Source organism: Streptacidiphilus sp. EB129 (genome assembly GCF_041262645.1).
Classification (GTDB): Bacteria; Actinomycetota; Actinomycetes; order Streptomycetales; family Streptomycetaceae; genus Streptacidiphilus.
In genome coordinates this window covers 107,600-127,175 of the sequence record NZ_JBGCCS010000014.1, presented here as the reverse complement: position 1 = coordinate 127,175, position 19,576 = coordinate 107,600, and the positions used below count along the sequence as shown (strand labels likewise).

Here is a 19,576-nt window from a genome sequence, read left to right as displayed (position 1 = left end):
CGGCGGACGGTGGTGGTGCGTCAGCTGGTCGGCGAGAGCCAGACCTGGGTGATGTCGTACGCCTGCGACAGCGGGAAGAAGATCGCGTTGTGGACGCGAGTCGACCGGAACAGCGCGGTCTTCTGCGTCTCGAACGGGATGAACGCCGCGTCCTGCATGATCTGCACGTCCGTCTGGTGCCACAGGGCCCCGGCCGCGGCCACGGTCGGCGCGCTGAGGGCCTGGTCGATCAGGGCGTTGGTGGCGGTGCTGTTGTAGTCGCCCCAGTCGGTGGAGCCGGGACCGTAGCCACGGCCGTCGAACAGGGCCTCGATGGTGGCCCGGCCGTTGTTGCCGTACCAGTCGGGGACCCAGCCCGGTTCGCTGATGTCCCAGCCGCCGGCCTTGGCGCTGGCCGGGTCGTTCAGGTACTTGCCGTAGTAGTCGCCCTGGCTCACCGACAGGATCTGCGTGGTGATGCCGCAGGCCTTGAAGTCGGCCTGGATGGACTGCGCCACCGCCGGGTGGTTGCCGGCGTTGCGGGCCACGTCCTTGAGCACCAGGCCGTTGGGGTAGCCGGCCGCCGCCAGCATCGCCTTGCACTTCGCCGGGTCACCGGAGCTGTTCGGCGTGGCGTACGGGTCGATCGGCTGGTAGCCGACGCTGCCCGGCGGGATCGCCTGGTCCAGCGGGGTGTTCAGGGCGGCCCCACCGTAGATCTTGCCGATGGCGACCTTGTCGACCGCGTACTCCATCGCCTGGCGCACCGCGACCTTGCCCAGGGCACCGTTGTTGCTGGGGCTCTGCGTGTTGAACACCAGGAAGGGGTTGCTGTCCCCGGCCGGGAAGATGCCCAGCCGCGCGTCGTTGGCGGCCTGCAGCGCCGGGATGTTCGGCGTCGGCACGATGGTGTCCCACTCCAGGTCGGCGGTGCCGGCCTGGATCTGCTCCTGCACCGGGCCCTCGTCCTGGCCCATGGTCACCTGGATCTTGTCCACGTACTGGTGCCGGACCGGGTCGGTGGACTGCTGCCAGGCCGTGTTGCGGGCCATCGTGATCGTCTGGCCGGCGGTGTACCCGGTGATCGCGTACGGGCCGTCGGAGAGGGTGTGGGTGCGGAAGTTGGCGTCGTCCGGCAGGTAGTTCAGGTACTCCTGCGGGGTGGCCGAGGAGAACGGCAGCGCCAGGATGTTGAGGAAGTCGCTGGCCGGCTTGACCAGGGTGAACTGCACGGTCGAGGCGTCCACGGCCTTCACGCCGGAGATCTCGTTGCTGTTGATGAACGCCCGGATGGCCGGGATGGTCGGGTTGACCTTGGCGAAGGCGTCGCAGTACTGCTGGAACCCGGCGATCACGCCCTCGTAGTAGCCGGGCGCGCCGACCGCGTTCTTGGTCGGGTTGCACAGCCGCTTCAGTCCCAGCACCATGTCCTGCGCGGTCACGGCGCGGGCCGGCGAGCTGTTCCACATCACTCCGGAGCGCAGGTGGATGGTGTAGGTCAGGCCGTCGGCGCTGATGCCGCCGTTGGCCGTGGTCGGCAGCTCGCTTGCCAGGTCGGGGACGATCTCGGTCTGGGTCGCGGTGTCGGTGGACGTGGGGTAGGTGAACAGCTGGCGGGTGTAGGCCCGTTCCAGGGTGTAGGTCGCCGTGTAGTAGCCACTGGCGGTGTCCAGGTGGTCCACGTCGCCGCTGCCGAGCAGCTTCAACGTGCCCCCCTGGACCGGGGATCCGACCGCGTTCTGGTTGCCGCCGTTGCCCGCAGGGGCGGGCGTCCCGCCCGAACTGCAGGCGGCGGCGGTGAGCGAGACCGTCGCCAGCAGCGCGACGGCGCCGAGCTTCCGAGTGGTACGAGACGTGGAGCGGTGTGCCCTCCGTCTTGATGAGGGTGTCATGGTGCACCTCCTGTGACCGATGGATGTTCGATGCACAAGTGGCGCCGTGTGATCGTCGCGGCTCCGACCGGGGGTACCGGGCGTGGCCGCAGGTATGCCGTACCCCTCGTCGACCCACGACGTCGTGGTTGTGGCTTCCAATGCCTCCCAGAGTCTGACGCACAGTCATGTTCATGGACAGGCACGGGTCTATATCGTTTTCGCAAGGTTTCGGAGGTTGATCGGAACCGCCCCGGTGTGTCGCGGAGCTCCGGATCATCGCCATGGCGGGGGCGCTCGGGGCCGGGAACGGGAACGACGCCGACGCCGTGCGGCTCGGCCGCACAACGCCGGCGTCGTCCGCCGGGCCTTCGGTCAGCTGGCCTCGAAGGTCCAGATCTGGCCGGGCTCGCCGCTCCACGGCAGCGAGAGCAGCTGGCTGCCGGGCGCCCCGTCGAGGACCGTGATCACCCCGTCCTGGTACGGGAAGTGGATCCGGAAGATCCCGTCACCGACCGGTTCGATCGACCACGGGATCGGGTTCGGCAGGACTGCGATCCGGGGCGGGTAGATCCGCAGCATGCTCAGGTTGACGAAGACGTCGCCGGCCGAGCTCTTCAGGAAGAACTCGTTGACGCCGTTGAGCGTGGTGACCTGCCACTGCTGGCTGGGGCTCTTGGTGAGCTCCATCGCGATGACAGGGGTGTTGGGGTCCGTGCTGCCCCCGGCCAGGTCGATGTACTGGCCGCTGTCGGGGTTCTTGATCAGGTACTGGCCGTCGGGAATGGTCGGCATGGGACCTCCAGAGCCGTGGTGCACGACTGTGCACAGCTGATCGAACGCCCTCAACCTAGGAGGCCGCGACGGGAGGTGTAACGACGAGTTCCAGCCGACTATGAATGTTCACGAACAATCATCCGTGAACGAAAGTTCGCACAATTTCGAAGGGGAATCGAGCCTAGGCCGCCGGGCCGTTGGCCAGAGGGACGGCGGCGGTGTGCTGCTGGCCGGCCGTGTCGGTCCAGTGCAGCTGGACCCGGTCGCCGGGGTGGTGCGCGGAGATCAGGCCGGTCAGGGAGTCGGCCGTGGTCACGGTCTGGGTGTCCACGGCGGTGATCACGTCGCCGTCCGCCAGTCCGGCCTGGGCGGCCGGGGATCCGGCGACCACCCCGACCACCTCGGCGCCGTTCGCCGCGCCTCCGGCGAACCCCGGTGCGGCGGGCGGGCTGACGTCGACGCCGAGGAAGGCGGTGCTGCCCAGGTGCACCGTGGCCGAGGTCTTCCCGGCCTCGATCTGGCTGGTCACCAGGACCGCCTGGTCGATGGGTATGGCGTAGCCCTGGCCCCCGGTGATCTGGGACTGGTAGTCGACCGCCGCGGCGGTGTCCATGCCGACGACGGCGCCGGAGGCGTTCACCAGCGGACCGCCGGAGTCGCCCGGCTGCACGTTGGCGTTCACCTCGATCAGACCGTTCAGCTGCTCCGAGTCACCGGACGAGCTGTCCCCGGCGACGATCGACTGCCCCAGGGCGATCACCGACCCGTTCGCCACGGTCGGGGTGCCTCCCGTGCCGCCGGCGTTGCCGACCGCGCGCACCGCGTCGCCCACGGCGAGCGTCCCGGAGTCCCCGAGCTGCTCGGTGGTCAGGCCGGACGCGCCCCGGAGCCGCAGCAGCGCGAGGTCGTGCGAACGGTCGTAGCCGGAGACGGTGGCGGTGTAGCTGCGGCCGTTGCCCACGTCGGTGGCAGTGATCCGGGTCGCGCCGGTGATCACGTGGTTGTTGGTGAGCACCTCCCCGTCCGGCGACAGCACGATTCCGGTGCCGGCGGCCTGCAGCCCCCGGTAGCCGAGGACGACCTCGATATCCACCAGTCCGGCGTTGACCCGTTCGGGGGACGCCGTGCCGGTGCTCGACTGCACCGCCACCGGGCCGCTCGACGTACCGGAGTGCAGAAAGGCGTGGTCGACGACGATGCCGGCGGCGACGGCCACCGCCACGGCCAGGGCGAGCCCGACCGCGGTGCGCCGGCGCCGACGGCGCGGCCGCGGCTGGTACGGAGGCGGCGGCGGCTGTTGTGGCGGCTGCGGCGGCTGCTGCTGGATGTCGCTCATGGCCGAGACACCCTCCTGCCCGGATCCGGGGGCGCGTGCGGCGTCCCTCAGCTCCTTCCCTCCATAGTGCGGACGAAAGGGGTAGGGGCGCCATCAGCCGGCCCTGTGAATGTCCTGGTCACCGTCCTCGGCGAAGGGCTGGTCGACGAAAAGATCCCCGACGAGGTCGAAGGCCTGCTCCAGCCGGACGATCCGCATCACCTTGGACACCTGCGCGTTCCCGCGCACCAGCGCGGGGCGCCGTCCGCGCCGCACCGTCTCCTGGTGGATCCGGACCAGCAGCTTCATCCCGCTCGCGTCCAGGAAGGTCACGGCGCGGAGGTCCACCACGATGTCGCCGTCATGGCAGTCCAGCGTCCAGTCCAGACCGGGGGACAGGCGCTGGTGCGCCATGATGTCCAGTTCTCCGCGCAACTCGACCACGATCGCGGCACCCGCCAGCCGGTACCGCACCCCGAATGCAACCTCGTCCGCGCCCATGGCGATTGGCCCACTGCTCTCGCTGTCCCGACCTGTCCGCAGGCACGGCAGGCGACCCCCACGCGATTACGAAGTGTGACGCCCCCGGGTTTCAGGTCGGCGTCGAGTCGCCACGTACCTGCACTCCCATACTGCCCCGTCCGGGCCGGGAACTCACCATCCCTACGCTGAGTAGTTTCTGATGATTGGACAGATGCTGGGCGAGAGCGTCAGTCGTGGGGCGGGAGGTGGTCGAGTTGATGCTCGGCCACGCTCAGTGCCTCGTCGACCAGGCGGCGCAGATGGCCATGCCGCAACTGGTACACCACCCGGCGGCCCTCCTTGCGGGTGCTGACCAGTCCGGCCAGCCGGAGCCGGGCCAGATGCTGGCTGACCGAGGGGCGGGCGACGCCGCAGGCCTCGGTGAGGGTGGTCACGTCCGCCTCGCCCTCGGCCAGGCGCTGCAGCAGGGCCAGTCGGGTGCGGTCGGCCAGCAGGCCGAGGATCTCGGCGGCCAGCGTCAACCGTTCGCTGTCGTCTCGCACCTGCGCATCATAAGCAGGTGACAGGTGCATGCGTGCATCCATACGCACATGATGGCACACTGCAGGGGCGACCCCGAGCCGAGAGGTGCGAGCAGCCATGAGCGACCCCACCCACGCCCACCCGCATGCCGGCGAACCCGGCCACGACCATGACCACGCGCCGGGCCACGACCACGGCGAAGCTCACGACGCAGACCACGGCCACGGCGCGGGCCACGGCCACGGCCACGGCCACGACCAAGACCTCGACCACGGCGCAGGCCATGGCCACCCGCATCCGGGGCGGCGCTGGGCGCATCTGTTCAGGCCGCACAGCCATGAGGCCGCCGACAAGGTCGACTCCGCGCTGGAGGCCTCCGCCGAGGGCATGCGGACGCTGTGGATCTCCCTGGGCGGGCTCGCGGTCACGGCCGCGCTGCAGGCGGTGGTCGTGGTGCTGTCCGGTTCGGTGGCGCTGCTGGGGGACTCCGTTCACAACGCTGCCGACGCGCTCACCGCGCTGCCGCTCGGGGTCGCGTTCCTGCTCGCCCGCAGGGCGGCCACCCGTCGGTTCACCTACGGCTACGGCCGGGCCGAGGACCTGGCCGGGATCGTGATCGTGCTGACCATCGCCGCCTCCTCGGCGCTGGCCGCCTTCATGGCCGTCGACCGGCTGCTGAACCCGCGCGAGATCGGCTACCTGCCGGCCGTCGCCGCCGCCGCGCTGATCGGCTTCGTCGGCAACGAGTGGGTCGCCCGCTACCGGATCCGCACCGGCCGCCGGATCGGCTCGGCCGCGCTGGTCGCGGACGGTCTGCATGCCCGTACCGACGGGTTCACCTCACTGGCCGTGCTGCTCGGGGCCGGTGGCGCCGCCCTCGGCTGGCGGCTCGCCGACCCGCTGGTCGGCCTGCTGATCACCGTCGCCATCCTGGTCGTCCTGCGGGACGCCGTCCGCGAGGTGTTCCGTCGGCTGATGGACGCGGTCGATCCGGCCCTGATCGACTCCGCCGAGCAGGCCGTACTCGCGGTGGACGGGGTGCGCGCGGTGGGTGCGCTGCGGATGCGCTGGATCGGCCACCACCTGCGGGCGGAGGTCGCCATCACCGTGGACGGCAGCTTGGACGTCCTGGCCGCGCACGGCATCGCGGTCGAGGCCGAGCACGCCCTGCTGCACGCCGTCCCACGGCTGACCGCCGTGCTGGTGCACGCCGACCCCGCCCTGCCGGACGGAGCCGACCCGCACGCGCCGCTGGCCCACCACCACCTGGCGGCCGCAGGCTGATCCTGTGCGAATTACCTGCTCGGGTGACAGCAACCGATGAGGGGTTCGAGGGAGTCAATACAACGGGTGGGGTTCTTGGGTGTCGAGTTCCCTGTAACGACCCGTCGAGACGACCGGAAAGGGGGCGGAGGCCGCGTCCTCCCCTCACCCATGGCACTGAAGTTCACCGCCTCCCGCTTTCGATCCCCGCTGCGCCAGGTCGGCCTCGGCGCACGTCTGCTGGGGGTGAGCGCGCTGGCCGGAGCCGTCGTCGCCGGGCTCGCGCTGCCCGCCGTCGGCGGCCTCGGAATCGGCGCCAAGACCGCCAGCAACGACTTCAACAGCATCCCGGACACCTTCGTCATACCGCCGCTGTCGCAGGCCTCGACCATCTACGACGCCAACGGCGGGGTGATCGCCAAGGTCTACGCCCGGGACCGCACCGTGGTCCCGCTGAGCCAGATCGCGCCGGTCATGCGCAGCGCGCTCGTCGACATCGAGGACAACCGCTTCTACCAGCACGGCGCGATCGACCCGAAGGGCACCCTGCGCGCCCTGACCAAGAACACCGGCTCGGGCGGAGTGGCCCAGGGCGGATCGACGCTGACCCAGCAGTACATCAAGAACGTCTTCGTGGAGATGGCCGGCGACGACCCGGTCAAGGTCAAGGAGGCGCAGCGGCAGACCTTCTCCCGCAAGATCCAGGAGCTGCGCTTCGCGATCGAGCTGGAGAAGAAGCTCACCAAGGACCAGATCCTCGCCGACTACCTGAACATCACGTTCTTCGGTGAGCAGGCCTACGGCATCGAGGCCGCCTCGGAGCGGTACTTCAGCGTCCACGCCAGCCAGTTGACGATCCCGCAGGCGGCCCTGCTGGCCGGCATGGTGCAGTCGCCGAGCGGCTACGACCCGCTGGTACGCCCGGACCTGGCGCTGCAGCGGCGTGGCGAGGTCCTCGACGACATGGCGAAGTACGGCACCATCACCGCCGCCCAGGCCGCCGCCGCGAAGGCGACGCCGCTGAACCTCAAGGTGAACCGCCCGCAGAAGGGCTGCATCACGGCGAAGAACGGCGAGGGCTTCTTCTGCGACTACGTGCAGCACATCGTCCTCAACGACCCGGCCTTCGGGGCCACCGCGCAGGCGCGGCAGGCGCTCTGGGACCAGGGCGGTCTGCAGATCCACACCACGATCGACCCGAAGGACCAGGCCGCGCTGCAGAAGTCGGTCACCAATCACGTCTATGCGAGCGACAGGGCCGCGACCGCGATGACCATGGTCCAGCCGGGCACCGGCAAGATCCTGGCCATGGGCCAGAGCCGCCCCTACGGCCCCGGTGACCACCAGACCGAGCTGAACTACAACGTGGACCGCTCGATGGGCGGCGGCAACGGCTTCCCGACCGGCTCCAACTTCAAGCCGGTCACCGCCGCAGCGGCGCTGGAGAACGGCATCGGCATGGACCAGCAGTACGCGTCGCCGTACCAGGACGACTACCCGGAGATGACCACCTGCACCGGCGGCAGACTGCTGCCGGCCCCCAACGACCGGAACGACAGCACCTCGCTGCACGGCCCGTTCACCATGCCGGACGCCATGGCCAAGTCGGTGAACACCTACTTCGTCGCACTGGAGGCCCAGACCGGGCTGTGCAACGTGGTGAAGATGGCGCAGAAGCTGGGTCTGTCCAACACCGCGGTGATGGACGGCAAGACCGGCAAGCTGGTCCCGCTCAAGCAGGTCCAGTCGCTGACCCTGGGCGTCAACAACCTGACCCCGCTGCAGATGGCCAACGTCTACGCGACCTTCGCGGCCCGGGGCGTGTACTGCTCGCCGACCGCGATCACCTCGGTCACCAGCGGCAGCAAGAGCCTGCCGGTGCCCCAGGCCAACTGCAACCAGGCGATGTCGCAGACCACGGCCGACTCGGTCACCACCATGCTGAAGGGCGTGGTCTCGGACCCGGGCGGTACCGCCACCAACCTCAGCCTCGGTTACGACGACGCCGGTAAGACCGGTACCACCGACTCGCACCTGCAGGTCTGGTTCACCGGCTTCACCAAGCAGATCTCCGCCTCCACGGTGGTCAGCGAGACCAAGGCGCCGCTGCAGTCGCTCAGCGGCCAGACCATCGGCGGCCAGTATGTCGACACCGCTTTCGGCAGCACGCTGGCCGGTCCGATCTGGCAGGACGCGATGACCGGGGCGCTGTCCGGCGACTCCAACATCTCACTGAACACCGTGCCGCTGCCGCCTTCGGCCCCCGTCTCCAACTCCAGCCCCAGCACGCCGCCGACCCCTGGCGGCCACTGACGCGGGCCGGTGACGGGGACCGGAGAGGCGGGCCGTGGACGCCGGCCCGCACCGGACCCGGGGCGCGCCGGGTCCGGTGCGGTCGCTCAGCTCAGCTCAGCTCCGCGCCCAGCCGAACGCGGTGGCGCGGCGGACGACGGCGTAGCCCCTGGTCAGGGCGCGGTCCCTGGCGTAACGCCAGGCGAGTCCGCGCCCTTCGACCAGGGCGCGGAACGCCGCCGCCGAGGTGCCGCCGTGGACGGTGAGCCGGGCCAGCGCGTACGGCGACTGCCGGACCGGCGCGGCCAGGGCGTTGGCCACGGCGCAGGCGCCGATGTATCCGGCCTCGCGCACGGCCGCCCGGACCCGGCGGTCGGAGTAGCCGTACGGGTAGCCGAAGGTCCGCAGCGGCTGCTGCAGCCGCTGCTCCAGCAGCCCCCGGTTCCGGTGCAGTTCCTCCCGCAGCCGCACCGGGGCCAGCCGGTCCAGCTGCGGGTGACTGTGGCTGTGGCCGCCGATCTCCACCCCCTGCGCCGCGATCTCGGCCAGTCGGCTCCAGGAGAGCGTCGGGGCGAGCGGGCATCCGGCCCGTTCCGCCCCGGCGTCCGCGAGCCAGCCGGTGGTGACGTACAGCGTCGCCGTCGCGACGTGCTCCCGCAGCAGGGGCAGCACCTCGCTGTGGAAGTCCGCGTAGCCGTCGTCGAAGGTCAGCACCACCGGCCGGGCCGGGAACGGGATGGCCGACCGGCCCCGCCAGTGGGCCACCAGCTCCGCCATGGTGACGGTGCTGAACCCGGCCTCCGCCAGCAGCTCCAGCTGCATCGCCAGTTCGGACGGACGCACGGCCAGGGCCCGGGTTCCGGCGGTGGGCCGGTCGGTGACCGAGTGGTACATCAGCACCGGGATCACGGGCGCCGCCCGGAGCGCCGGCGCAGGCTGCCGACCAGGAAGCCGACGGCGGTGATCAGCCCGCCGACGGCGATCGCACCGGCCCTGGCCAGGCCGGCCAGATCCCCCCTGGCGATGCCGCCGAGGCTCCGGGCGATCCCGGCCGGCAGCGTCCGGGTGACGTAGCGGCGCTCGCTGGACAGGCCGTCGCCCGCGCCGACCCGCCCGGCGACCTTCGCCTTGGACAGGCCCTCGGCCCAGCAGCGGGTGCGGAAGTAGGCGAACCGCTCGCGCTCGTGCGGAACCCGGTGGTGGATCACCGACCGGTCGTCGAAGAGGAAGACCGCTCCCGGATCGTCCTGCTGGATCCGGATGCAGAGTTCGGTCTCCTCGCCGCCCAGCGGCTGGAGCCTCCCCGCGCGCCGGTCGCCCCGCCGGTCGCCCCGCCGTTCGTGCTGGCGTCCGGCCCGTCCGATGCCGACGCCGTCGGACGCGTCCGCGCCGGCACCCCGGCCGATCCCGGCGTCGAAGCCGCCCACGGTGGCGAAGGCGGTCCTGCGGAACGAGGCGTTGCCGCCGAGCACGTTGCGGACCCGGGCCCGCCCGGTCGGCATGCCCCGGTACGTCGCGCCGTGCACCCAGTCGAACTCCTCCGGGTACCACCGGGGCCGCCGCCCCGACTCCCAGACCGGCAGGGTGAGCCCGCCGACGCCCTGGACCGCCGGGTCCCGGTAGCCGTCCGCGAACCAGCGCAGCCAGTCGGGTTCGGCGACCGCGTCGTCGTCCAGGAAGGCCACGATCTCGCCCCGGGCCGCCGCGATCCCGGTATTGCGTCCCCCGGACAGTCCGCGCCGTCCCGCGTTGGCCAGCACCCGTACCAACGGGTCTGTGGCGTAACGGTCCTGCAGCCGACGCAGCAGGGCCGGATTGTGGTCGACGATCACCAGGACGTCCAGTGGCGGAAGGTCCTGGGTGACCGCGGAGTCCACCGCCGCCAGCAGTGCCTCCCAACGGTCCTCGGTGTAGACGCAGATGACCACGGATAACTGAATGTGTACATGCTCGGTATTGCGCATGGTTCCGTTCCCCCCGGAAGTGCGCGTGCGAACGATCAGTGCACGCGTCCTGAAACGACGTTACAAACCGTCCACAGCTGCTGACAAGGGATCGGACCGTGCAAGCGGGCTGTTTCCCGGGCGCCTCCTCCGTATGCTGGACAACCGGGGGCAGTCACGCGGGCCTGTGGGGGGACGACGCGAGAATGCAGAACTTCAGCACCGGTGCCGCCGCTCGTGAGGACCCGCCGTCCACCGGGGGCCAGCCGAACGGAGGCCCTGCGACGCCGACTCTGACCGTGGTGGTGTGCGCCTACACCCTGGACCGCTGGGACGACACCAGTGCCGCGCTCCAGTCGCTGCGCGACCAGGACCGTCCACCCGACCAGGTCATCCTGGTCACCGACCACAACGACGAGCTCAACGCCCGGGCCGGCGAGGCGTTCCGGGACGTGCTGGTGGTCCCGAACGCCGAGCGGCGCGGGCTCTCCGGGGCCCGCAACACCGGGATCGCGGCCGCCGAGGGCACCGTCGTGGCCTTCCTCGACGACGACGCGGCCGCGGAGCCCGACTGGACCGTGCGGCTGCTCGAAGGCTACGACGACCCCGCTGTGCTGGGCGTCGGCGGCGGGATCACTCCGCGCTGGGAGTCCGGCCGGCCGCGCTGGTTCCCGGCCGAGTTCGACTGGGTCGTCGGCTGCAGCTACCGGGGGCTGCCCGAGCAGCCCGCGTCGATCCGCAACATGATCGGCGCCAACATGTCGCTGCGCCACGACGTCCTGGACGCCGTCGGCGGCTTCAGCAACGAGCTGGGCCGCACCGGCACGCTGCCACTCGGCTGCGAGGAGACCGAACTCTGCATCCGGGCCGGCCGCCACTACCGGGACGGCGTGTTCCTCTACCTGCCGGACGCCCAGGTCCGGCACCACGTCCCCACCGCGCGCGGCACCTGGCGCTACTTCCTGTCCCGCTGCTGGCGCGAGGGACAGTCCAAGGCGGCCGTCACCCTGATGGCCGGACGGCAGCGCGCACTGTCGAGCGAGCGCTCCTACCTGTTGCGGACCGTCCCGCAGGCACTGGCCCGGGCCGCCCGCCCCGGCGGCGGGTCGCCGCCGCTGTCCACCGCCACCGCCGTGCTGCTCGGCGTGCTCTGCACCATGCTGGGCTATCTGCACGGCGGAGTACGGTCGATGACGTTACGTCAGGTGCGGGCTGCGGCGGCCGGCGGGCTGCCGCTGGTCGCGGCGCTGCTGCTCTGGGCCTGGTCGCTGCCGCGTACCCGGGTCGACGACCTCAACGGCGTCGGTCTGGCGGCGGCGGTGCCGTGGTCCTACTGGACGGCCCTGGGCGTCCTGGTACTGGGTTTCGGCTACACCCTGTACTCCGCTCCCGGACGCTCCGGACGCTCCGGCCCGGAGAGGACCGGCCCCGAGCGAACCGGCCCCGAGCGAACCGGCGCCGACGGCTCCAGCCCCGGGAACCCCGGCGCGGGCCTGCGTCCGTACGCCGGGCGGCCGCGCTCGGCGCTCTGGCCCGCGCTCTACACCGTCGCGCTGCTGCTGGTGCAGCGGGCCACCCAGGCCCTGGTCTACAACTCGCCGCTGTACGCCTGGGCCTGGAAGCACATCGACATCATCGACCGGCTGCTCGGCAACGGCGGCCACCTGGACCGCAGCAACCGGCTGGCGGCGCTGGCCCCCTACGACCAGTGGGCCGGTTTCTTCGCCGGGAACACCGCCGTGATCCGCATGATCGGGCTGAACGGCGCGCTCGACTACGCGGCCTGGGCCCCGCTGGTGTCCAGCCTGCTGCTGGTGCTGCCACTGCTGCTGATCTTCCAGGTCTTCAGCCGGGACCAGAGGCTGGTCTGGACGGCGGTGTGGATCTTCTTCCTGGGCAACTGGGTCGGCCAGGACTACCTCTCCCCGCAGGCCTTCGGCTTCTTCCTGTACCTGGGCGTGCTGGCCCTGGTGTTCCGCAACCTCGCCCGTGACGCGCCCTGGGGGCGGCACGGCGAGGCGGACGCCGGATACCCGCTGGGGGCGGCGCGACGCGCCGAACTCCCGCGCGCGGACCGGCGGAGGTGGCTCTGGCTGCTGGTCCTGCCGATCGCCGCGGACGCGGCCTCGCACCAGCTCACCCCGGTGGTGCTCGGCCTCGGCCTGCTGGTGCTGGGCTGCACCCGCCGCTACCGGAACCCGTGGCTCGCGGTGCTGGGACTGCTGATCCCCGCGGCCTGGGACGCCGGCTCCGCGCTGGACTTCTTCCGGCTGCAACTCCCGGCCATGGCGCAGAGCTTCGGCAACCTGCTGGCCAACTCCCAGCCGGGCGGCGGGGCCACGCCGACCGGGGCCGGTCCGGTCTTCGTCTCCTGGGTGGACCGGGGGCTGTCGGCGGCGGTGGCGGCCGCGGCCGTGGCCGGGGCGCTGCGGCATCCGGCGCTGCGCCGGTCCGGGCTGCCGCTGCTGCTGGTGGCGGTCGTGCCGATGCCGCTGGTGGTCGCCAACAACTACGGCGGCGAGATGGTCTTCCGGGTGTTCATGTTCGCGCTGCCCGGGCTGTCGTTCTTCGCCGCCGCCGCGCTGCTGCCCAGGCCGCGTCCGGCCGGGACCCCGCCGACCCGCTGGGCGGAGGTCCGCACCGCCGCCCTGGCCGGCGGCGTACTGCTGGTGCTGGCGGCGGTGTTCGTCCCCAGTTACACCGGCAAGGACCGGCTGGACTACTTCCCCAGGGCGGAGATCCGGCTGGCCGACCAGCTGGCCGCTACCGCCCCGCCCGGCTCGTTCATCGTCGGCGCGGACGGCAACTACCCCGACGCCTACCTGCACTACGACCAGTACACATACGAATGGCTCACCGACGCCTCCGGCCCCGCGCTGCGGTCGCTGATGGCGGACCCGCTGGGCTACCTGACCCGCGACATGGCCTGGGTACGCGACCCCGCCCACGCCTATCTGGTCATCACCCGGGGGCAGCGCTCCGACATCTCGATGCAGGGCCTGCTGCCGCCCGGCACGGTGGACCGGATCCAGCGCGCGGTGGCCGGCTCCCCGTCGTTCCGACTGATCCTCAGCAACCAGGACGGTGTCGTGTACCAGTACGTCCCGACCCCCACCACCACGCCCTCGACCGTCCCGGCCCTGCCGTGAGCGCCCGGACGCTTCCGGTGCGGGTGGCGCTGGCCGGCTCCGGCTGGGCCGCGGTGCTCTGCGCCGGCTACCTCGCGGACGCCGCCCCGCTGCGGATCGCGGTGGTGCTGGCCTTCGTCCCGTTCTGCCCCGGCTACGCCCTGCTCGGTCCGTTGCTGCCGCGTGAGCCGACCGGGGACCGGTCCGGGCCCGCGCAGACGCTGCTGCTGACGGTGCTGCTGAGCCTGTCCCTCCTGGTCGTCGCGGCGACCGGGCTGATGCTGCCGGGATGGTTCACCGGACTGCGGACGCTGGCGGTGCTCGCCGTGACCACCACCGTCGCGGCGCTGCTCCCGGTCCGGCGATGACCCTGTCCGGCTCCGGCGGGGGGCCGCCGGAACGCTCGGTGCTGCCGCGTGCCGCGCTGCTGCTGGTCGGCCTGCTGGTGGCGCTGGCCCTGCTGGTGGCCCGGCAGTCGGACGACAGCGGCCCGCCGTCCGGCTCGTCGGCGACCGCGGGGTCCGCGCCGTCCGGCGGCAGCTGCGCCGCCTCGGCCGCGCTGGCGCCGCCCTGCGGCGCCTGGTGGGGCGCGTACGTCCCGCCCGGTCCGAACGGGCTCGCGGCCTCGGTCACCGCCTTCGAGCAGCGCATCGGCCGACGGCTCGACCTCGTCTACACCTACCACGACATGGGCACCGGCACGGACGGCCAGCTGATGGACGCGGACGAACAGTCACTGGGCCGGACCCGGCTGCTGATGCTCTCCTGGGAGTCCGAGGTCTGGGGCGGCTCCGGGTCCGGCGGCTCGACCGCCGACCGGCCCCTGGGCTGGCAGCGGATCGCCTCCGGTGCCTACGACGCCACTGTCATCGACCCGCAGGCCGCCAGGATCAAGGCCTACGGCAAGCCGGTCCTGCTCGCCTTCGACCAGGAGATGGACGACCGCACCCCGGCCGACGGCAGCCCCGCCGACTACGTCGCCGCCTACCGCCACCTGCACGACCGGTTCCAGCAGCTCGGTGTCACCAACGTCCGCTGGGTCTGGACGGTCACCGGCTATCTGCCGCGCGCCGCGCAGATGGCGGCCTCCTACCCGGGGGACGCCTACGTCGACTGGATCGGCTACGACCAGTACAACTACTACCTCTGCAAGTCCGTGCCGACCTGGCAGTCCTTCGCCGACACCCAACTGCCCAGCTACATCTGGCTGCGGCAGCACATCTCGGCGACCAAACCGCTGCTGATCGCGGAGTACGGCACCGCCGCCGACCCGAGCCAACCGCAGCGGCAGCAGCAGTGGTACGAACAGGTCCCGCAGGTGGTGCGGCAGCAGCTGCCGGGGGTCCGCGCGGTGGTGCAGTGGGACAGTTCGGTGCCCGGCCCCGACTGCGACCTGTCGGTCGACTCCCCGGCCGCCTCCGCCGGATACGCGGCCGCGGGCCGGGACCCGTACTTCCACCAGCCGCTGCCCTGACCCCGCGGTCCCGCGCCGGGTTACCCCTGTCGTCCCGGCCGGGCCCCGGGGCGTTGCCGCCGCGTGTCGGCTCCGGTCATCCCGCGAAGGTGTCGCCGCGGACCAGCCTGCGGCCGCGCCGGTACCAGCGCCAGCCCACCGTCCGCAGCCGGTCCGGGTACGGGGCCACGGACGCCCCCGTGCCGGCCAGCCAGCGGGACAGGTCCGCGGTGGTGTCCCCGGCCCGCAGCATGATCCTGGCGATCCGGTACGGCTCGTCCCGGGTCGAGCTGAGCGCGTTCCGCACCGCCATGGCCGAGGAGTAACCGGCTTCCCTGACCAGCCGGCGCACCGCCGGGCTGTTGTAGCCGTGCGGGTACGCGAAGGCCGGGACCGGTAGCCCCAGCAGGTCCTCCAGCAGCGCCTTCGGCCTCGCCAGCTCCTGTCGGACGCGGTGCCGGGGGAGGGTGTCCAGCTGCGGGTGCGAGACCGTGTGCGCGCCCACCTCGATCCCCATCGGCACCAGTTCCGGCACCTGATCAAACGTCATCATCGGAGCGGGCGGCAGCAGGGAGTCGAGAGCGCCGCCGCCCGAAGCTCCGCCGCTCGCACTGCCGCCGCTCGCACTGCCACCGCTCGCACTGCCGCCGATCGCGCCGGTGGTCAGATACGCCGTGGCCGGCAGCCCCCGCGCGGCCAGCGCCGGAGCGGTGAAGCGGGAGAGGTCGGCGAAGCCGTCGTCGATGGTGATCACGATCGGACGCTCCGGCAGCGGCTCACGCCCGGTCAGACCGTCCAGCAGCCGGGTCGCGGTGATCGCGGTGCGTCCACTGGCCGCGATCGCGTCCAGCTGCGCCAGGAACTCCCGAGGCCGGACCGTGAACGGGGCGATCCACCCCGGCGGGTCGTCCGTCACGGCGTGGTACAGCAGTACCGGTATCGCCTCCGGCGTGGTCACCGCTGCGTCCCCTCCCCAGTCGTGGCCAGCTCGCGCTCCCCGCCGTCGGCCGGTTCCGGTTCGGACGCCTTCGGCAGCCAGGCGGACCGGAACATCAGCAGCGCGCCCGCGACGGCGACCTGGCTGCACAGCCAGGCCAGCCCCATCCCGGCCAGCCCCAGCTGCGGCACCAGCAGGGCGCAGGTCCCGAACACCCCGCCGCAGAGCCCCCCGTAGACCAGCACGAAGAGCCACAGCCTCTGCCGTACCCGGAACGAGGCCAGCGCGGTCGCGGTGACCAGGTTGGGCAGCGCGGACAGCGCCAGCAGCCGCAGCAGGGTGGTGGCGTGCGCGGGATAGTCGGGGCCGAACAACCGCAGTACCAGCGGTGCGAGCAACTCCAGGGCGAGGACGGCGGCGAGCAGCAGCGCCCCGGTGCTGCGCAGCACCGTCCGCACCGCGGGGCCGAGCCGGCCCGGGTTCCCGGCCGACTCCACCACCAGCGAGGAGCCCATGTTGGTGCTGACCACGTACAGCATGGTGACGATGACCCAGCTGATGGAGAAGTAGGCGCTGTCCCGCGCCCCGAGCGTGTTCAGGATCAGCACCTGCGGCAGTGTCGACACCGCGAGCCAGAACAGCCCGCCGACGTAGGTCAGCCCGGTGTAGCGGACCACGCCTGCGGTGGCCGGGACACCGGGGTCCGCCTGCCGCAGTTCCCGTTCCCGGCGCGGTACCGCGACGCCGAAGAGGTAGCTGTTGGTGAAGACCAGCGACACCCCCAGCGCCAGCTCCCAGGAGATCAGGATGCCGAAGGGCACCAGCGCCAGGCTGATCAGCAGCACCGCGACCAGCTTGGCCGCGGAGAACAGCGCGTTCTCCGCGAGCACCCAGCCGGGCCTGCGCAGCCCGGTCAGCGCCCCGTCCTGCAGCACGAACACCGCGTAGGAGACCGTGGCGGCCACGAACACGGTGCCCAGCATCGGCGCGTGCAGGAAGGACAGCCCCGGCGAGACCCAGGGGGCCAGCAGCACGAAGGCGGTGGAGGTGACCAGCGAGGTCCCGATGCCGGTCAGGTAGGCCAGGCCGATCAGCCGCCTGGTGTTCCGCCCCGCCGACGGGGTGAACCGCACCAGCACGTCGGCCAGGTTCAGTTGGGACACCCCGGCCAGGAACATCATCATCGAGATCGCCGAGTAGTTCCGGCCGACCGTGGCCACGTCGTAGCGCAGCCCGGCCAGCGACCAGTACCCGGCGCCCAGGACCGAGGTCGCCACCGAGGCCAGCGTCAGCAGCGCGCCGTTGCGCAGCAGCGCGTCCCCGGGCACCAGCCGGAGCAGCGGCGAACGGCGGACGGCCACGGTCGCACTCACCCGCCAGCCGCCAGCGGCTCCTGCCGGAACGCCCACTGCGACGCCGGCAGCGCCACCACCCCGTACCCGCGCAGCGGGACCGGTCGCCGGACCGCCTCGTCGAGCGCGGCGTAGACCGGGACGATCCGCTCGGCCGCGAAGCCGACCGCGGCGAGCCGGGTGGCGACCTGGGCCAGCCGCGCCCCGCTCCGGGGCGGTTCGGCGACCAGCAGCACCAGCCCGCCGACCCGCCGCACGGCCTCCGGCAGCCGGCTCTCCTCGGGCAGCAGCGGACCGCCCGGCCGGGTGGTCCTGGTCACCAGATGCCGGTACTCCAGCCGTCCCAGCGCGGCGGACAGCAAGGGCGCGAGGTAGGCCCCGGCGGTGCGCAGTCCGAGCACCAGCAGCGGCCGGTCCCGGTCCGGGTGTACGGCGGCGAACCGCTCCGCGAGCGCCAGCGAGTCCTCCGGCCGCAGCCCCGAGGCGCCGAACACCGTCGGCGGCCGCAGTGGCGCGGACGCGTGCAGCAGCGCCGCCGGACCGCGTAGCCCCCCGCGCAGGCCCTCGACCGCGCTGCGGACGCTGACCAGGGTGATCGCCTCCTCTTCCGGGGTGTCGCTGACCACGGCCTCGGCCAGCACCACGGCCAGGTCGCGCAGCAGCACATGCCAGGCGGCCAGCCCGAGCCGCCCCCGCGCCGCGGCTGCCGGGCCGACCAGCAACCGAGGCCCGGGCACCGAGCCCTGCAGCCGGTCCGCGACGATCTGCGAGGCCCCGGCGGCATGCACGAACGCCGGCAGCGCCCGGCCCTGGTCCGCCGCCGCGACCAGCCTCCGCAGGACGACGTGGAGCTGCTCCCGAGGTGCCGCCGTACCGTCGGCAGAGAGGGGACCGTCAGCGGACATCGGCGCCCACCTCCCCGGTCGCCTCGGCGGCGCGCAGGCGGCGGGCGCGCAGATAGCCGAGCGGTCCGTAGAGCATGCCGCGGCGCTGCCGCCACGACAGCCTGGCCGACCAGGCGGCACCGTCGTCGCCGTCCGTGCGGCCGCCGTCGTCCGGCGGGGCGCCGCTCCTCCGCGCGCCGCTCCTCCGGACGCTGCCGCTGTCCGGTGGGGCGGTGCTGGCGAGGGCGTGCCGGAGCCCGCTCGGGAGCCGGCGCAGCAGCGCGGGCAGCATCCGCGGCTCGCCGCAGACTGCGGCGGTGAGGTACGCGCCGAGGCCGGCGCCGTAGCCGAAGGCCTGCCCGTCCAGGTCCTGCGGCTGGTCGCGGTGGTGGTGCCAGACCAGCGCGGTCGGCTGGTACACCAGCTCGTGCCCGTGCACCACGATCCGGAAGAAGGACAGCAGGTCGTCGCCGCCCTTCGCCGGGGTGCCGGTCCCGGTGGCCGGGTCGAACCCGCCGACGGCCCGCAGCGCGTCCGTCCGGAAGGCCATGTTGGCCCCGGAACCCAGGCGTCCCGCGGTGAACGGGAACAGCGGCTGGTCGGCGGGCGGCCGGTCCAGCCGGTAGCGGCGCTGCTCGAAGCCCTTGGCGAAGCCGCCGCGGGCCTCCAGCAGGATCTGGGTGGGGGTGCGCAGCCGGGCGGGCAGGATCAGCCCGGTGACGCAGCCGACGCCCGGGTCGGCGAAGCCCCGCACCAGGGCGTCCAGCCAGTCGGGGTCGACCAGCACGTCGTCGTCGGTGAACGCGACGATCTCGCCGAGGCTCTCGGCCAGGCCGCGGTTGTGCGCGGCGGCCAGGCCGCGCCGTGGTTCACGCAGATAGCGGACCTGATCGGCGTAGCGCGTCCGGACCAGCTCCCAGGTGGCCTCGCTGACAGGCGCGTTGTCGATGACGACCACCTCGAAGCGCGGGTAGCGCAGCCGCGCCAGCGAGTCCAGGCAGCGGGCCAGCGCGGTCGGCCGCTCCCGGGTCGCGACCACCACGCTGACCAGCGGCGCGGGGTCCGGCGCGGACAGCGCCTCGGGTGCGTCGCGCCGTTCCCGATGGCGGTCGCACACCGGCTCCGCCGCCTTGGCGAGAGCCAGTACCGGATCCGATGCACCGTCAAGAACCGTCTGCAGCAGGCCCACCGGTCGCCCGCTGACGCGGACCAGGGCGAGCACGGCCCCGCCGCCGGTCAGGCCGTCCGGCGGGCTCGTGTCCCCGATGCCGCGCAGTTCGGGCCGTCCGTCCGGGCCGTCCAGCTCCAGGTCCACGACCTCGATCGGCGCCTGCGCCGGATCCAGTCGCAGCAAGCCGGTCACGGCCGGTCCGGGGC

At 72.4% G+C, this 19,576-nt stretch carries 16 protein-coding genes; 5 read left to right on the top strand and 11 right to left on the bottom strand.

What is annotated here, in order from left to right; all coding sequences use genetic code 11:
* Window positions 1–20 precede the first annotated feature (20 nt).
* The 5 genes from ABH925_RS19080 to ABH925_RS19060 form a co-directional block, all read right to left on the bottom strand.
* A complete protein-coding gene (locus tag ABH925_RS19080; protein ID WP_370149427.1) occupies window positions 21–1,871 on the bottom strand; it encodes an ABC transporter substrate-binding protein in 1,851 nt (616 codons plus the stop codon).
* Between the two features lie 354 nt (window positions 1,872–2,225).
* Window positions 2,226–2,645, bottom strand: a complete 420-nt coding sequence (locus ABH925_RS19075; protein ID WP_370149426.1) for an RICIN domain-containing protein — start codon at window positions 2,643–2,645, stop codon at window positions 2,226–2,228.
* Between the two features lie 163 nt (window positions 2,646–2,808).
* Entirely contained in the window at window positions 2,809–3,963 is a 1,155-nt protein-coding gene (locus ABH925_RS19070; RefSeq protein WP_370149424.1) for a S1C family serine protease, read from the bottom strand.
* 93 nt (window positions 3,964–4,056) lie between these two features.
* A complete protein-coding gene (locus tag ABH925_RS19065) occupies window positions 4,057–4,416 on the bottom strand; it encodes an STAS domain-containing protein (RefSeq protein ID WP_370149423.1) in 360 nt (119 codons plus the stop codon).
* 236 nt (window positions 4,417–4,652) lie between these two features.
* Window positions 4,653–5,009, bottom strand: coding sequence for an ArsR/SmtB family transcription factor (locus ABH925_RS19060; protein WP_370149421.1), 357 nt, complete (start codon window positions 5,007–5,009; stop codon window positions 4,653–4,655).
* A gap of 55 nt (window positions 5,010–5,064) precedes the next feature.
* Here ABH925_RS19060 and ABH925_RS19055 point away from each other — a divergent pair, with 55 nt between their 5' ends.
* Both ABH925_RS19055 and ABH925_RS19050 read left to right on the top strand, forming a co-directional pair.
* On the top strand, window positions 5,065–6,231 hold the full coding sequence (locus ABH925_RS19055) for a cation diffusion facilitator family transporter (protein ID WP_370149419.1): 1,167 nt from the start codon (window positions 5,065–5,067) through the stop codon (window positions 6,229–6,231).
* A 150-nt stretch (window positions 6,232–6,381) separates the two neighbouring features.
* The gene (locus tag ABH925_RS19050) at window positions 6,382–8,523 is read left to right on the top strand and encodes a transglycosylase domain-containing protein (protein ID WP_370149418.1); all 2,142 of its coding nucleotides are present in this window, start codon (window positions 6,382–6,384) and stop codon (window positions 8,521–8,523) included.
* Window positions 8,524–8,619: 96 nt separating this feature from the next.
* Here the strand turns inward: ABH925_RS19050 and ABH925_RS19045 are convergent, their stop codons facing one another.
* Both ABH925_RS19045 and ABH925_RS19040 read right to left on the bottom strand, forming a co-directional pair.
* Complete coding sequence (locus ABH925_RS19045; RefSeq protein WP_370149531.1) at window positions 8,620–9,396, bottom strand: polysaccharide deacetylase family protein; 777 nt, start codon at window positions 9,394–9,396, stop codon at window positions 8,620–8,622.
* 11 nt (window positions 9,397–9,407) lie between these two features.
* Window positions 9,408–10,466 carry a glycosyltransferase family 2 protein gene (locus ABH925_RS19040; RefSeq protein ID WP_370149417.1) on the bottom strand — a complete coding sequence of 353 codons (1,059 nt, stop codon included), beginning with the start codon at window positions 10,464–10,466 and terminating at the stop codon, window positions 9,408–9,410.
* Between the two features lie 185 nt (window positions 10,467–10,651).
* Between ABH925_RS19040 and ABH925_RS19035 the strand changes: the two genes are divergently transcribed.
* From ABH925_RS19035 to ABH925_RS19025, 3 genes are read left to right on the top strand one after another with little or no spacing between them, the layout of a single operon-like run.
* Window positions 10,652–13,594: a glycosyltransferase family 2 protein gene (locus ABH925_RS19035; protein ID WP_370149415.1), complete on the top strand. Its 2,943-nt coding sequence runs from the start codon at window positions 10,652–10,654 to the stop codon at window positions 13,592–13,594.
* Complete coding sequence (locus tag ABH925_RS19030; protein ID WP_370149412.1) at window positions 13,591–13,941, top strand: hypothetical protein; 351 nt, start codon at window positions 13,591–13,593, stop codon at window positions 13,939–13,941. The genes ABH925_RS19035 and ABH925_RS19030 overlap by 4 nt, the downstream gene beginning before the upstream one ends.
* Complete coding sequence (locus ABH925_RS19025) at window positions 13,938–15,047, top strand: glycoside hydrolase family 26 protein (protein WP_370149411.1); 1,110 nt, start codon at window positions 13,938–13,940, stop codon at window positions 15,045–15,047. Before ABH925_RS19030 ends, ABH925_RS19025 begins: the two co-directional genes overlap by 4 nt.
* Before the next feature lie 76 nt (window positions 15,048–15,123).
* On the opposite strand, the gene ABH925_RS19020 is transcribed toward ABH925_RS19025, so the two are convergent.
* Genes ABH925_RS19020 through ABH925_RS19005 form a run of 4 tightly spaced genes read right to left on the bottom strand, consistent with a single transcriptional unit; the run spans window position 15,124 to window position 19,562 of the window.
* A complete protein-coding gene (locus ABH925_RS19020; protein WP_370149409.1) occupies window positions 15,124–15,984 on the bottom strand; it encodes a polysaccharide deacetylase family protein in 861 nt (286 codons plus the stop codon).
* Entirely contained in the window at window positions 15,981–17,336 is a 1,356-nt protein-coding gene (locus ABH925_RS19015) for a lipopolysaccharide biosynthesis protein (protein ID WP_370149407.1), read from the bottom strand. Before ABH925_RS19015 ends, ABH925_RS19020 begins: the two co-directional genes overlap by 4 nt.
* Window positions 17,333–18,220: a hypothetical protein gene (locus ABH925_RS19010; protein ID WP_370149406.1), complete on the bottom strand. Its 888-nt coding sequence runs from the start codon at window positions 18,218–18,220 to the stop codon at window positions 17,333–17,335. The genes ABH925_RS19015 and ABH925_RS19010 overlap by 4 nt, the downstream gene beginning before the upstream one ends.
* Window positions 18,210–19,562, bottom strand: a complete 1,353-nt coding sequence (locus ABH925_RS19005; RefSeq protein WP_370149404.1) for a glycosyltransferase family 2 protein — start codon at window positions 19,560–19,562, stop codon at window positions 18,210–18,212. Before ABH925_RS19005 ends, ABH925_RS19010 begins: the two co-directional genes overlap by 11 nt.
* Window positions 19,563–19,576: the final 14 nt, after the last annotated feature.